This is a genomic window from Planococcus koreensis (assembly GCF_004761975.1).
GTDB lineage: Bacteria > Bacillota > Bacilli > Bacillales_A > Planococcaceae > Planococcus > Planococcus koreensis.
In genome coordinates, this window is record NZ_RQII01000058.1 from 1 (window position 1) to 14,869 (window position 14,869).

General features: G+C 46.2%; 14 protein-coding genes and 1 riboswitch. Of the genes, 6 read left to right on the plus strand and 8 right to left on the minus strand.

Going from position 1 to position 14,869, the window contains the following annotated elements; genetic code table 11:
- The coding region (locus tag EGV91_RS13730) for an IS3 family transposase (RefSeq protein WP_158290619.1) at positions 1-170 on the plus strand (170 nt) is incomplete at its 5' end.
- Positions 171-236: 66 nt separating this feature from the next.
- Here EGV91_RS13730 and EGV91_RS13735 read toward each other — a convergent pair.
- The 5 genes from EGV91_RS13735 to EGV91_RS13755 form a co-directional block, all read right to left on the minus strand.
- Complete coding sequence (locus tag EGV91_RS13735; protein ID WP_135504633.1) at positions 237-701, minus strand: hypothetical protein; 465 nt, start codon at positions 699-701, stop codon at positions 237-239.
- A gap of 186 nt (positions 702-887) precedes the next feature.
- On the minus strand, positions 888-1,646 hold the full coding sequence (locus EGV91_RS13740; RefSeq protein WP_135504634.1) for an energy-coupling factor transporter transmembrane component T family protein: 759 nt from the start codon (positions 1,644-1,646) through the stop codon (positions 888-890).
- Positions 1,627-3,063: an ABC transporter ATP-binding protein gene (locus EGV91_RS13745; protein ID WP_135504635.1), complete on the minus strand. Its 1,437-nt coding sequence runs from the start codon at positions 3,061-3,063 to the stop codon at positions 1,627-1,629. The genes EGV91_RS13740 and EGV91_RS13745 overlap by 20 nt, the downstream gene beginning before the upstream one ends.
- Positions 3,050-3,631 carry an ECF transporter S component gene (locus EGV91_RS13750; protein WP_135504637.1) on the minus strand — a complete coding sequence of 194 codons (582 nt, stop codon included), beginning with the start codon at positions 3,629-3,631 and terminating at the stop codon, positions 3,050-3,052. The genes EGV91_RS13745 and EGV91_RS13750 overlap by 14 nt, the downstream gene beginning before the upstream one ends.
- Positions 3,624-4,223, minus strand: coding sequence for a YkoF family thiamine/hydroxymethylpyrimidine-binding protein (locus EGV91_RS13755; RefSeq protein WP_135504638.1), 600 nt, complete (start codon positions 4,221-4,223; stop codon positions 3,624-3,626). The genes EGV91_RS13750 and EGV91_RS13755 overlap by 8 nt, the downstream gene beginning before the upstream one ends.
- Before the next feature lie 92 nt (positions 4,224-4,315).
- A riboswitch (TPP riboswitch) is annotated at positions 4,316-4,422 on the minus strand.
- Positions 4,423-4,713: 291 nt separating this feature from the next.
- Between EGV91_RS13755 and EGV91_RS13760 the strand changes: the two genes are divergently transcribed.
- Together EGV91_RS13760 and EGV91_RS13765 are read left to right on the plus strand one after the other, a co-directional pair.
- Positions 4,714-5,739, plus strand: coding sequence for a tetratricopeptide repeat protein (locus EGV91_RS13760; protein WP_135504639.1), 1,026 nt, complete (start codon positions 4,714-4,716; stop codon positions 5,737-5,739).
- Positions 5,740-5,989: 250 nt separating this feature from the next.
- On the plus strand, positions 5,990-7,825 hold the full coding sequence (locus tag EGV91_RS13765) for a M6 family metalloprotease domain-containing protein (protein ID WP_135504641.1): 1,836 nt from the start codon (positions 5,990-5,992) through the stop codon (positions 7,823-7,825).
- Between the two features lie 87 nt (positions 7,826-7,912).
- On the opposite strand, the gene EGV91_RS13770 is transcribed toward EGV91_RS13765, so the two are convergent.
- Positions 7,913-8,647, minus strand: a complete 735-nt coding sequence (locus tag EGV91_RS13770; RefSeq protein ID WP_135504642.1) for a Bax inhibitor-1/YccA family protein — start codon at positions 8,645-8,647, stop codon at positions 7,913-7,915.
- 194 nt (positions 8,648-8,841) lie between these two features.
- On the opposite strand from EGV91_RS13770, the gene EGV91_RS13775 reads away from it, so the two are divergent.
- A complete protein-coding gene (locus tag EGV91_RS13775) occupies positions 8,842-9,780 on the plus strand; it encodes an HNH endonuclease (RefSeq protein ID WP_135504643.1) in 939 nt (312 codons plus the stop codon).
- 266 nt (positions 9,781-10,046) lie between these two features.
- Positions 10,047-10,382: a hypothetical protein gene (locus EGV91_RS13780; RefSeq protein WP_135504644.1), complete on the plus strand. Its 336-nt coding sequence runs from the start codon at positions 10,047-10,049 to the stop codon at positions 10,380-10,382.
- A gap of 445 nt (positions 10,383-10,827) precedes the next feature.
- On the opposite strand, the gene EGV91_RS13785 is transcribed toward EGV91_RS13780, so the two are convergent.
- Together EGV91_RS13785 and fdhF are read right to left on the minus strand one after the other, a co-directional pair.
- Positions 10,828-11,310 carry a helical membrane plugin domain-containing protein gene (locus EGV91_RS13785; RefSeq protein ID WP_135504646.1) on the minus strand — a complete coding sequence of 161 codons (483 nt, stop codon included), beginning with the start codon at positions 11,308-11,310 and terminating at the stop codon, positions 10,828-10,830.
- A gap of 6 nt (positions 11,311-11,316) precedes the next feature.
- Positions 11,317-14,253: a formate dehydrogenase subunit alpha gene (gene fdhF / locus EGV91_RS13790; protein ID WP_135504647.1), complete on the minus strand. Its 2,937-nt coding sequence runs from the start codon at positions 14,251-14,253 to the stop codon at positions 11,317-11,319.
- 294 nt (positions 14,254-14,547) lie between these two features.
- Here fdhF and EGV91_RS13795 point away from each other — a divergent pair.
- The coding region (locus EGV91_RS13795; protein ID WP_135504648.1) for a Na-translocating system protein MpsC family protein at positions 14,548-14,869 on the plus strand (322 nt) is incomplete at its 3' end.

Here is a 14,869-nt window from a genome sequence, read left to right on the forward strand (position 1 = left end):
TCCACTCCTCGCTAAAGTCGGAAGAATTCTACCCCCTTGCAGGGGTACGTCTAACCAATGCCATTGTACAACAAAAAGTCGAAGATTACATGTATTATTACAACTATATACGACCGTTCCAAAAATTAAACTGCCACTCTCCGATTGAATATCGGACAATGGCAGCCTAGGTGTTTTTTCTGGTGTCTCAAATTAACGGGTCAGTCCAAATTCTCGCAGCCGGCTTTTCGGATGTTTTAATGCCAAGGGATGTCGTAAAGTAATTTTGCGCACAGCACTTTGAATTGGCGGCCAGGGTAAGTGTTTTCCATCAACTCGATCAGCCGGCAGCCCGCCTCGGCAGCATCTTCGAAACGCTTGTAAGGCTCCATGTTCATGCGCTTGGAAAACATATAAGGGGCGGAAGGATTGTACTTCACAAATAAAAATATTATGTAAACCTCTATTTTTCCATGTTGCTGAAAAAAGGCAGGCTCAATCAGCAGCTCGTTGTCAGGGAAGTAGCAGACTTTTTCTTTTTCAATTATGCCGATGCGCTTCATGGCCCATAAATTCGTATAGCCAATTGAAATTTCGGCAGAGGCGCGTTCCATCATCTGTGACATATCCCGCTCAAACAATTTGAAGGAGTCTTGGCGGTTGGTCATATAAACAAGGTATACGCGGTCGTCTTTTTCATCAAGCAATTGGATTTCGTGCATCACAGGCACCTCCACAACGGGTTTTATAGTCTATACCCTTAAATGCAAAAATCCGAACAATCGTTTTTAAAAACACAAAGACGGTCTTGGAAATAATAAATGTATATAACTACATAAGGTATTTTTAAAAAAACCAAAACGCCTACAAGAAAAAAAGACACGGCCTGCAATATGCAAGACGCGCCGTTATTTTTCGAGTAACACACCGATGATGCAACTTGCAGCCAAAAGGGCTGAAAAAAGAAGCGAAAGCCAATAATCCCTGGGTTTAATCCGAATCGGTCGGAAATAAGATGTTCGCGGTTCACCGGTAAAACCACGTGCTTCCATAGCAAAAGCGGCGCTTTCGGCCTTGCGGACAGAACTGGCAAGGGTCGGAATGAGCATGCCGTAAATCGACGTTAATCGGAGCCATCTGCTATTCTTCACTGCAACATTTCTCATTTCATGGACCTGTTTAATCTGCACGAATTCATCTTTTATAAGCGGCAGGAAATGGTAGCCCACTAGAACGCTATAAGCCAATTTCGGTGAAAGCTTCATTTGCTGCATAAGGCTCATGACAAATTTGACGGGTGCAGTAGTGAAGGCGAACATGAGCGACAGCACGGAAAAAGCCAGCACCCGAAACGAAAGTGACAATGCCAGATTTAATTGTTGGTCGGTGATGTCAAAAAAACCGGAGGACCAAATAATTGTTCCGCTGGAAGCGCGGCCAAAAACGATCGTGGTCCATAAATAGCCAAATGCGCCAAAAGCAAAAGGAAGCATGCAGACCAACCATAGTTTCCAGTTGGTTTGGCTGAATAGGATTTGCAATAAGACAATGCCGCAACAAAAAATCAGCGGAGTCCAGGGGTTGAAAAAGAAAGCCATCACGATCATCGATAAAGTGACAATGACAAATTTGAACGATGGATTCATGTCATTCAATAGATGCTTCATGGATCGCCACTCCTTCCGGAGCCAATAAATGATGGGCTAGCAGCAAGTCATCCCGTGTCCAAAAGTCAGCTGCGGAATATTTGCCGGTCATCGCACCATCTTTCAGCAGTACAACGGAATCAGCGACCGCCAAAGCGAACGACATGTCATGCGTGACGATTACAAATGCTGCGCCTTCTGCTGTCCGTTGACCGATCAACGTATATAATTCTTGGAGCGATGCGGCGTCTTGCCCTGCTGTCGGTTCATCCATAAGCAGGATTTGCCGTTTGTCTGCGAGCATTGCCCCGACTGCAACACGCCGTTTTTGGCCGTGGCTCACCGAAAAAGGATGTGAATCCGCAATTGTTGAGAGATCCAGCCGGTTCATCAGCCCTTTGATTTCTTGCAGCGAAGAGATTCCCGAATAAGCCACTTCCTGGGAAACGCTCTGAGTTAAAAACATGAACTCGGGGGATTGAGGCACGTAGCCTCGCCGGGAAATTGCCTGGATGGTGCCACTTGCCTGATGGATTCCGCATAATGCTTTTAAAAGCGTTGTTTTCCCGCTGCCGTTCGGACCCGCGACAATTGTGACTTCACCGCGTGTTAATGAAAAGGACAGAGGGGAAAGGCGTGTTTTGCCATCGATTTCTACTGCCAAACCTTGAATACGAAGTGCTTCTTCTGCCGCTTTTCCGGAAAGCCGCGAAGGGAAGAGGAGGGCCGGTATTTCAGCCGGCGGTCCATCCGCGATTACCCTTCCGTCTTTGCCAAGCCGAATTTCCCGTTTGAAGAAAGATTTCCAATGTACCAGCCTATGTTCCACAGCGATGATTGTCAGCTGCCGGAGTTGCTGCAATCTGTCGAGCCAACAAACGAAATCGCGCGCAGTCACCGGATCAAGATGGGATAATGGTTCATCCAGCAAGAGCACTTCCGGATCCATGATCAATGCGCAAGCGACAGCGACACGCTGTTTCATGCCGCCAGATAAGCTATGGATTTTGGAATGCCGCCACTCAGTCAAAGACGTCAAAGAAAGAATGCCCGCAATCCGCTCTTCCATGTCAGCCTGAGGGATATGCAGATTCTCCAATGTAAATGCCAATTCCTCTTCAACTGTCGGCATGCAGAATTGAGCATCGGGATCCTGAAACACGGTTGCAATCCGTCGATTGATTTCACCGGGGGCGTAATGTTCCCCATTTTTTCCGAATAACCGGATTTCTCCGCTGACGATGCCATCACAATTGAGCGGATAAAGGCGGTTCAGCAAATACAAAAGCGTACTTTTGCCACAGCCGCTCGGGCCGCATATGGCGATGCGTTCCCCCCGGTGGATAATAGCTGAAACATTGTGCAATACCGCTTTGCTGCAATCCGGAAACCGGAATGACAAGTTATTTAAGCGGATGACTTCCTCAGGCACCCGCATCACCTTTGCCGCTGCGGGAAATTGCATAACCACGCAGCGAACCAGTTGCGAGGAGGCCGTCAGCTATATATTTGCCGCCCATCCCCGCAATCACCATGCCACTCAAGACACGCAAAGTGAACATGAATGCAACAAATGACGGATCGAGTGCAGCATAACCCGATATAAAGTAGCCATAGATGAAACTGAACACGGCAGAGCCTGCGCCGGCGAGCATCAGTATTGCCAGATTGAAATGTCTGTAGCGCGTGGCTGCAAACGCAGCTTCCGCACCAAGGCCTTGAACGAGCCCTGACAAAATCAGGCGCGGCCCTACCGCATTGCCAAGAAGGACTTCGATTAATGCCGCCAATGTTTCAGGCAGGACGGCGGCTCCGGGTTTGCGAATAATATACATTGAAATGATGGATACGATAAACCAGATGCCGAACATCCATTCATATGCGATTGGTCCGATAATGCCAGCCCATATGTTGCCGAAATGGATAAACACGAGATAAACGATGCCGAAGACGACACCGAACAATGACATCAGGACGATTTCTTTCAACTTCCAATCTTTAAGCACCGCTGCCACCTCCATGAGAAGGGCTATTTATGCTCAAAGCGACTGTCATCACGAGGTGCGCATTTTCAGAAGTTCGGGCATTGGCAAACGCTTCTTCGTAAAAAGCGAATACATCATGGATATCACCATGGATGCCGCTCGCATAATGCATGGAGTCATTATAGACGCCCAGTGCCTTCGCACGTTCGACTTCCCGGTAGATAATTGCCATATAGTCGGGATTGTTCATGGGATAAAGCGCGAATTGCGAAGAAACATATTGCTTTGACGTATCGGTGTTCAGCAACTCGTCACCTTTGTCCAAATAGGCATCTCCGGCAGAATCACCTGGGCAGCCGACAGAAAATGTGCCTGACATGGCGACGTGCACGCCCGTTTTTGCAGCATGGAGCGCAATCGACTTCGCTGCATTGAACACATGGAGCTGCCTGCCGCGGATGACGGTCGAAACATCGTCAGTGTGCATCCAAACATTCGTGGTGTCGGTTTCCCGCAATGCCCCTTTAATCACTTGGATGAAATCCCCGGTCATCGGATGCAAAGAAAAGCGAAATCCGACAATCGGGCTGGTGCCGCATTGTAGTGGTTCCATATAAAAAATCCTCCTTAAAATTTACACAAAAAAGGCCGCATCCGCGAAGATGCAGCCACAATTTCATGTATAAAATCCAGAAAGGATCGGGACAGAAATGCGCCGCACTTCCTCACGCAGGTCCTAACCTGATCGAGTTATAAGGGATCGAAGCTTGCGCTTGCATCTCAGCTAAAAATAAGCACCCCTAGTGCAGAAAACGGTATGCAGTTTTATTGTGCCGGGTTTTCCCGATGGGTTCAGTCTAGCGCAAGGTTCTAAGGAAGTAAAGAGGGGATGGAAAGATTTTTTAATATATATTTTAGAAGATGTATTGTTTATCATGCCAATGATTGGTATCATAAAAATACTGCAAGTTTGTTATAAATGTAAAAATTATCTTATTTATTCCTTGTCTATTGCAATATTATTGTTATACTATAAGATTTTTATATTTTTTTATTGGTGGACCCCTACATTTTAGAGTGTTTTATTTATTGGGAGGAAGAACATGCGATATCGTGATATAAGTTTAGATGAACTAGAAGAAATTGAACAAGAACTGCATTTGAGCGAAGAAAGCAGAAAAGGGTTGTTGAATTACACGAAAATCGAGATTTATGATGCGATGCATACGCATTTGTCGATCCTCAGCAAAGACGATAAAGACTACCTTGATTATTATACATATATAAAGAAAAAATTGGTGTGCTATTTACTGCGCTATAGTTCAAGCGTCCATGGAAGCACGGCAAAAGAACGTGCAAAAGCTGAAAAAGTATTGAAAAGAGTGCAAAGCTACGATCGCAAAAACCCGATTGTATCTTATCGATTAGGCTGCCTGGCTTATGTGCAAAAAAAATTCAGCGAATCCATCGTCCATTTCCAAAAGGCGTTGGACTTTCAGAAGGACTATAGCGACGTAGCATTCCTGCTCAGCACGGAACAAATAAACCGAGCGGTCTTGTACTTGTCGAATTGCTCATTGCATACGGCATGCCAGGCGTTGGTTATCGGCTCAGAAAATGGGCAGAACAACGGAGCAGTAAATCCGATTTTTACCGGCTTTTTCACTCAGCTCAGCTATAACGAAGGCGTATTGAAATCCCAAGCATATCGCATGACGACATTGGACGGCACCGAATATTGTTCAATAGAGGAATGCAGCGAGACATGCAGTTCAGCGCCAAAAGACACAGTCATGCTGTTTTTCAGAGACACAGGCACGGAGCTCCACTTCAATGGCATAAAGGAGGCAGTGGCTGCACCGCACGCACACGTTCTGCGCCATCTGCTCTTAAATGCGCACCGGCTGAAAGCTGTAACGCCCGTCTGCTTAAAAGACTATTTTTTGGATAGCCATGTAATCGGAGGAGCATCGAAGCATGCCCTCGAACCGGTGATGGAAAACTTGAATACATTGTTGACGGAACTTGAAACACAGATTTCGATCAAAGAAACAGACGGCGGATATCAGTTGATCGGTTCATTCGAATATATTTTGATGGACCGGGCCGATGAACATTTGGCGGATTAATAAAAAACAGGAAAGCTGCTCCAAAGACCATTTTCATGGCTTTGAGCAGCTTTTTTCTTTGGAGCGCTGAAGAAATGCTGGTTAATGGGATGCAATAAAAAGGCGTTAAAACGTATTGCTTCGGAATCCGAATAAAATATGTAAATAGAGCTATGTAATTTATTTACAATAGATACATACTACCTATTCCAAATATACTGAATTATTTATACAATTTACCAGTACCATAAAACGTTTAGGGGGTCGAACAATGTTAAAAGTCTTTTCTACATCAGCTTTAACACTTGCTTTAGTCGGCAGCGCAGTTTTTGCCGGAGTGAACTCCAATGGCTCAACTGCCGAACAGGTAAGCCATCAAAGTGAGTTGAGCTTAGCGCATCATGTCGGAGCTTCTACGGAACTCTCCGAAAAAGCTAAAGAGCTCGGCATTGATCTGTCAAAAGCGGATCCAGCAGAAAAGTTAATGAATAAAGGCGAGAAGTTCCAAGCGCCAGGCGACAACCATGTTGCTTATAACCAAACCGAAGGGGACGTGCCGGTTCTCGTGCTTCTGGCGAAATACAAGGAAGGCGATGAGCCAATCGGTGATATGAAGGGGCAAGTGCCTGCAGCATATTACGAAGATTTGATATTCGGTGATGAATACAATCCGTATGAATTGGAGCAATTCCAGCAATACGCAGAATATAATGGTGTGAAAGTACCGACAGACCGTACGATGCAAAATGTCTATAAAGAGTCCAGTAACGGGAAAGTAAACCTTGTCCGCAAAGAAAATACGGATTTTGCTTGGGTGGAATTGCCAAAAGGGGCTTCCTATTACTTGGATCAAGATGGCACATATGCTGAAAATGGCAAGTATGTCCTGGGCAACGCAAATGGTGATGCACATACAGGAGAATTCGTACGAGATCTATTGGCAGCGGCTGACAGCGAAATCGACTTCTCGAAATACGCTGTGGAAGGCGAAGTGCCGAATATATTCGTCGTACATGAAGGGACCGGTGCAGAATTCAGCAGTGATCCGGCACAGTTCTGGTCGCATAAATGGAGCTTGTTGAGTGCATTGTATTACGGTAAATACTACGAAACTGGGAAGCCGGCAGATGTTTATGCAGGCATGGACCAAGGTGCATGGATTGATCAAACCGTCAAAGAAGACATGACGTATGACGGTGTTGTCGTAGACAATTACAATATCCAGCCTGGAATCGGAGGCAACGTGGCGGGCTATGACGCCGCTACAGACTCATACGACAGCAAACTGGCAACTGGGCCATTCCCGGCACAGCCAGGGGTTTACGCCCATGAATTCGGCCACGCGCTCGGATTGCCGGATTTCTATGATACTGTCTATTCATCAGAAGGCGTAGGGAACTACTCGATGATGGCAGGTGGATCGTGGATGCGCTATCCAAATGCAGCAGCTTATTCAGGGAATTCACCGACACTATTCGATCCGTTCTCTAAAGTTTTTCTTGGCTGGGCAGATCCAGTAGAGGTAGCGCCAGGCGCAGCACAGACGATTACATTGCCGCCGATCAACGAAGCAGCAGCTGACAACGGAATCGTCAAAATGGAAGTTCCAGGCTCTAATGGAACCGAATACTTCTTATTCGAAAATGTGCAGCAAAAAGGGTTTAACCAAGGCTTGAGCCGCCAAGGGGAAGATGCTCATGGTTTGTTGGCATGGCATGTTGATGAAAATGTCATCAATCTTTACCAAACTGCAGGATTCCGTCCGAATAACGTAGAAAACTGGATGAACAAACGCTATCAATACAATCAGTTCCAAATGGCTGCCGACGGGACTAAAGTGACCCATTACGGATTGTCAGTCCTGCAAGCGGACGGCAAATACGATTTGGAGAAGAACGCAAACCGTGGAGACGCTGCCGACTTCTTTAAAACAGGCGATGAAATTACACCTGTTTCAAGCAATGTCCATTCGGGATCGTATTATTTCTGGAAAGGCAATAATGCAACACCAGCAGATTCCGGAATTCATGTAACGGACATTGTGGAAAATGGAGATGGCTCGATCACAGCTAAATTCTTCTACAATGCAAATTCAAGCAAAAAATAACACTCAATAACTTAAAGCCGCGGCTCCTGAACTTACTGGAGCCGCGGCTTTTTCATGAAAAAAACGCCCCGAAGGACGTTTGAGTGATCATCTGCTGCGCAGTTTTGACAGCAAGCGCAGAATTTCAAGGTATAGCCAAATCAAGGTGACCAGCAAACCGAACGCACCGTACCATTCATAATACTTCGGCACTCCTTTATTGGCGGCATTCTCAATAAAATCAAAATCCAGCACCAGATTCAATGCGGCAATAATAACGATGACCACGCTGATGGCAATGCCCAATGGCGTCGCTTCATGCAAATGAGGAATTTCGAAACCGAAAAACCCGCCGATAAATGAAATCAGGTAGACGAGGAAAATACCGCCTGTAGCTGCAACAATGCCCAGCCGGAAATTTTGGGTGACTTTGATGAACCCCGACTTATAAGCGAGCAATAAACTCAACAGCACCCCGATGGTCAATAACACGGCTTGGAACACAATGCCGCCATATTGGACTTCGTATTGTGCAGATATCGCCCCGACAAACAGCCCTTCCAGCAACGCGTATAACGGCGCTGTGAACGGTGATACCTTTGGCACGAAGATTGTGATCAACGCGACAATAAGACCTCCGATTGCGCCGACAAGCATCAACAGCAACGCGCTTTCCGGATTGCTTAGGAATAAGTTCCAGGAAAAGACGAACGTCGCCAACAGCAATAACAATAAAATCAAGGTTCTGTTGACCGTACCTTGAATGGTCATAGGACGCCCGGCAACGGCGCCGCTGTGTTTCGTAAACGATTCATTTTTTAAACTCGGATTTCCGCTTCTCATAAATCTCACCTCTTTTAATAATTGGTACTTATACAAGTATATCCTTTATTTTCTACTTGGACAAAAATATACCGGAATAGAATTTCGATTTAGTTATAAAACGGAAAGATGTGTGCAAGGATCGGGCAAAAATAAAAGAATTGAGTTAAACTAGAAAAAGCTAGGTATACAAGAGAATCACTGGGGGTCCATTTATGAACAGCTTTATCGTCATGCAGGGAGAAACGTATCATGAAGAACGGAACGCTGGAATCCTGTGGACGCCACGCATTGATAAATCCGGGATGGTGCCGCATTCGTGGAAAAGAATGCACGAACTGAAAGAAGGAGATCATGTTTTCCATTACGTAAAAGGGCAGATCGTCGCCATCAGCCTTATTACACAAGGCTGCAAAAACAGCATAATTCCAGGCGGGACAGAAGAAGTTTTCATCGCACAAGCCGTCTACCACGAGTTGGATTTCCCACTCGCTGTGCGAGATTATTTTGACGCAATCGAGCCTTTATTGCCATTGAAATATTCGCCTTTCCAGGAAGATGCGAGCGGCAATTCAGGCTATTTATACCCATGCAATGAAGAACTGGCCATGAAGCTGCTGGAAGTTATCACCAGCCTGAATTTTTTTGCAGTAGAAGAAGAGCAACTCGAGTTGGCGATAGAAGTGGTCAAAAGATCTACCCACAATCCGCTAATGACCATGATTTCAGAGATGGAAATGGAAATAAAGGAAAAAATGCGCCGCAGTAAAAAACAATTCAGCAAAAGCCTTATGCAATTATGGCATAATGAATGCCCGCTCTGTGGAATCGCCATCGATGCGGCATTAGCCGCAAGCTATGCGAAACCGTGGAAAGACAGCACCGATGCCGAAAGGTTGGATCCGCACAACGGCATCTTGTTATGTGCAAACCATGCAGCATTGTTCACATCAGGGTTGATTTCATTTACAGGAGGAGGGCAGCTGCATATCGCGAGCCGGATTCCGGAAGCGCAATACGCTGTCTATGGCCTCAAGAAGGCGGCAAAGGTGCCAGCGACTCTTGAACATGCGCCTTATTTCCGCTGGCATAAACGCAATATCTACATCGAACCGAAAAAACTGAAGCTGGCAAAAACAATGGAAGAGCGCTGAACAAGAGCTTCTGCCAAAAAAGCGTTTGCTAAACAGCAGCGTGTTGAAGCTGAATTTCCAGACGAAGCGATAAAACAGTGAAAATTTTAAAATGCGAGGCTTACAAGTGCATGCATTCCTTTAGAAGCACCTTTCATCGAGGTGCTTTTAAATTTGAAGGAAATTTTTATTTTTCTATGGATAAATGGGTATTTTTGGTATGATGAAAAAAAGAAAACACCATTGAAGGGGTGCTGGTTTTTAAATTGAAAAGAGGGAGAGGCTGAATGGAGTTCAAAATCGGCAATGGCACTTTGCATCTGCCATCACTGGATATTACAATAATCGCAATAATTTCAATTTACTTGTTATTAAAATGGAGCAAAGGGTTGGAAACACGGCGCTTTACCATTTTTATTTATTTTTTAATCAGCACTTATATTGCACCGGTTTTTTCCAGCAGTTCAGATGAAAAGGAATTTCAGCTTTGGTTTCCGCTTGGATTTATCATCATGTTCTTTTACTTGAATCGCAGCGAAAAATACCATCCATTGAAAATGAAAGCCAGTGTTTTGGGGTTGTGCATCGCGTTGTATCGGATCGTTCTTCATTACATTGGCTAGGATAATCGATCTTGAAAATCTTTTATAAACAGAAAAGGAGCGATGGGCGTAGAACTTTACAATACCATTGGGGAATTTCTCTTGAGTCTACTGTTATGGTGGGGATTGCTTTTCGTGTTCCAAAGAGTCTCGAACCGCTACCCAGAAAGGAACTCCTGGAAAAAAGATCTTTCCGTTACGTTTGTCCAAAGTCTCATTGTCCTTTTCATTTTCAATGCTTTGCGGTATTTCACAAATTTGTATTAGACAAAATTCACCTTATGTCTTGTGCATTAGTTAACGCTGGCGGTGCTTCATGATTTAAAAGTTCAGTGTTGATGAACACGTATTTATTCCATAAGCCCAATGATGGTGTGGACTTTCATAAACCCGTAAAAACAAGTTCCTTCTATATAATAGATGAAAAAGAGCTGCCGAGAATTCTCGGCAGCTCTTTTGGTATTCATTATTTTTTGCCCAGGCTTTTTCCCATGCCTTTCAGGAAATTCAAGCCGAATTTGATCGAGCGGTTGATGTCCGGATCTTTCAGCGATTTCATCAATTGGAAAATACCAACTTTCTTATCGCTTGTGCGTTCCGCTTCCGCTTCTTTCAAGCCATCTGCGACGCTTGCTGCGAGCTTTTCGGTCGTAGCGGGATCGATGGCCGTAAGCGCACCAGCCGCACTCATCATGTTATTGATGAGGTTGGTGACGGGTTCACGTGTTGCTTGGTGCACGACGATTTCAGTGATGCCTTCTTTTGCTTTGACCATTGCCAGTGCAGCGTCAAGGATGCCCGCGTCATTCAAGTCACCGGTGATCTGCAGCAATTTATTCAATGCCTGGTCTTGTTCTGCAAGCAGGGACTCAAGCTCTTTCAGCTTATTGTGCCGAATTTCATCTGGGCTCAGCTGTTTTTTCTTCAAGTGAGTGATCGGACTCGCCATAGGACATCACCTTTCTACTTTTTGATCGGTCAAATGCACATAACCTTCACGCGCCCATTTCCGTGCGACTTCAATGCCGGACTGCGGATTGCGTTTTTTGTCGCGCGGATTAGAGCGCGGCAATGGCCGTTTGCCGTGTTCTTTCAAGACTTCCATGCGAACTTTCGTCTGCTTGTATGCAGGGGTATTCGTCCGTTGGTCGACAGCGGGACCTGTCAGGAAGTTGATCGCTGTCTCTTTTTTGACCGAGTTCATCGGCAGGAACAATTCATTGCCTTTGACGCGGGCAGTGACAATAACAGGCAGTTTTAACGCGCCGTATGGCGAAACCAGACGGACGGTCGAACCGTCTTCAAGGCCGCGTTCAGCGGCCAGTTCAGGCGACACTTCAACAAAAGTTTCAGGCAGTTTCGATTGGATGCCTGAAGATTTATTCGTCATATTACCTTCATGGAAATGTTCCAACAGGCGTCCGTTATTGATGTGCAAATCATATTCCTCAGGGAAGACAACCGGCTCGACCCAGTCAGACAAAGCGAAACGCGCTTTTTTGTCAGGGAAGTTGAAGCCATCCACATACAGGAGGGGAGTGCTCGAGCCATCCAGGCTGCCCCATAGGAAGCTGTTCCAGCCTTCCATCGAAGCATAATCGGCTTGACTGAACAACGGCGACAAGCTCGCCATTTCCGCAAAGATTTCGCTTGGGTGGCTGTAATTCCAGCCAGCGCCCAGGCGATTCGCGATTTCCTGGACAATCCACCAATCTGCTTTCGACTCGCCAAGTTCAGGCAATGCCTGGTAAAGGCGCTGAACACGTCTTTCAGTGTTCGTGAATGTGCCTTCTTTTTCCAAAGACGGAGCGGCAGGCAAAATGACATCCGCGTATTGTGCCGTGCGGGAGAAGAAAATATCCTGGACAACAAAGAAATCCAGTTTTGATAGTACTTCATCCACGTGGTTGGCGTTTGAATCGACAAGCGCCATATCTTCGCCGACAACGTACATGGCTTTCATGATGCCTTCATCGACAGCCTGCAGCATTTGGATGTTATCCATGCCGGGCTTGTCATCGATTTTGACGCCGTAAGCTGTCTCGAATTTCAAGCGGGCGTTTTCATCTGTAACATGCTGGTAGCCAGGAAGCCAGCCAGGAAGTGAGCCCATATCGCAGGCGCCTTGTACGTTATTGTGGCCGCGGAGCGGATATGCACCCGCACCCGGGCGGCGGTAATTGCCTGTCGCAAGCAATAAGTTGGAAATGGCAGCGGACGTATCCGAGCCGCCAGTGTTTTGTGTTACGCCCATGCCCCAAAGGATGCATGTGCCATCAGCATCGCGAACCAATTCAGCAATATTGATCAATTGCTCTCTTGGAATGCCGGTCTGCTGCTCAGCGTATTCCAATGTGTATTGGTTCAACACTTCAGTGAACTCACCGAAATGATTGACGTTTTCGTCGATAAAGCGCTGGTCGTGCCAGCCGTTGTCGATCATGTATTTCGTGACCGCCATCAGCCATACCTGATCCGTCCCTTGTTTCGGGGTGATGAAGATATCCGAGCGTTCCGCCATTTCGTTTTTCCGCATATCTGCGACAACCAATTTCTGTTCATGCAATTTATGCGCCCGCTTAACGCGGGTTGCGAGCACCGGATGGCCTTCTGCAGGGTTCGCACCCACAATAATGACGAGTCCAGCGCTGCCGATGTCTTTGATTGTACCGGCATCGCCGCCCATGCCGACTGTGCGGAATAAACCGTCAGTTGCAGGAGACTGGCAATAACGTGAGCAATTGTCGACGTTATTTGATTCGAACACTTGGCGCGTCAATTTTTGGATGACGTAATTGTCTTCATTGGTGATTTTCGAAGAAGAAATGACGCCGATTGCGTCCTTGCCGTAGCTGTCGTTGATTTCCTTGAATTTTGAAGCAACAAGATCGAGCGCTTCTTCCCAAGTGGCTTCAACGAACTCATCGCCTTGACGGATCATCGGTGTCGTGATGCGTTCTTCGCTATTGACGAAGTCCCAGCCGAATTTGCCTTTTACGCAAGTGGAAATCTGGTTTGCAGGTGCTTCCGATACAGGCTGGATTTTAAGGATTTTACGGTCTTTTGTCCATACTTCAAACGAACAGCCGACGCCGCAGAACGTACAAACGGTTTTCGTTTTTTTCGTGCGTGTTTCCCGCATTGTCGCTTCTGCGTCGGAAATGGCCAAAATGCCGCTGTATCCAGGCTCCACATCTTTGACCAAATCGATCAATGGCGTCATGATGGGTTCCGGGATTGCTGTCATAAAGCCGGCTTCGCCAAGCATCGATGTTTCCATCAACGCGTTGCACGGGCAGGCCGTGACGCATTGGCCGCAGCTGACACAAGAAGAATCGTTGATTTTTGCGCCGCCGTCCCACAGTACGATCGGGCGGTCGCGTTCCCAATCCATTGTCAAAGTTTCGTTGACTTGGAGGTTTTGGCACACTTCGACGCATTGGCCGCAGGCGATGCACTGATTCGGGTCGTAGCGGTAGAACGGGTTCGTCAAATCGACTTCGTCAACTGAACATTTCGGTTCGAACGGGTATTTCTGGTGCTCGATTTCCATCATGTCCACGGTGTTATGTACTTTGCAATTGCCGTTATTGTTGTCGCAGACCGTACAGTACAACAAATGGTTTTCTAAAATCCGGTCCATCGCTTCTGTCTGTGCCTCTTTCGCACGCGGGGAAGCGAGCTGGACGTCCATGCCGCTGACGGCTTTTGTTGAACAAGCGCGCTTCAGCTCGCCGTTCACTTCCATGATGCACGTATCGCACGTTTCGATCGGATCGACTTCCGGCATGTAGCAAATTTGCGGATGCAGTATTTTCTGTTCGTTGATCACTTGCAAAATAGTCTGGCCGTCTTTGAATTCATAAGACGCGCCGTTGATGTTGATTGACATGCAAATACCTCCTTTTGGGGTTGTTTCATAATAAAAATTGCTGGTGAATTTGAAATAAAAAAATCCCACTATGAAAAAATACACCTTGACAAGTGCACATGATTCATAGTGGAATAGTGTCTTAACAGGACTTGCTAAAAGACCAATCCAATATTCTAATGGGATGAAAGCGCTGCCGCACTTAAATACGGCAATGCCTACGTATGCTATTATTATAAACAATATAATTTTCATACACAATCAATTTATCAAATAGTTACAAATAATTGTATTTTGAAGGAGAAAAAGAACATCATGTCCAAACAAATCCATGAATTCAACGATATCATCCGCAAACTCCGTAAAAACCTTTTTGGCAAAGGTCCAGAACGCATCCATACGGTTTTCGTCAACGAGATGGCCATTTCTACGCTTCATGGAAATTTGAGCCCCTCAGAAGAATTTATTGCACGGACGCCGGAAGGCAGGGAAATGGTCCATGCCGCCCGTACGCGGATGATCCAAAGCGTTTATGCAGAAGCAGCGCCGGAAGGCATGGAAGAACTGGTCGGCGCAAAATTCATCCACCTTTTCTCCGACATCAAAGTGGAAGATGATATCGCCGTGTCTGTTTTTT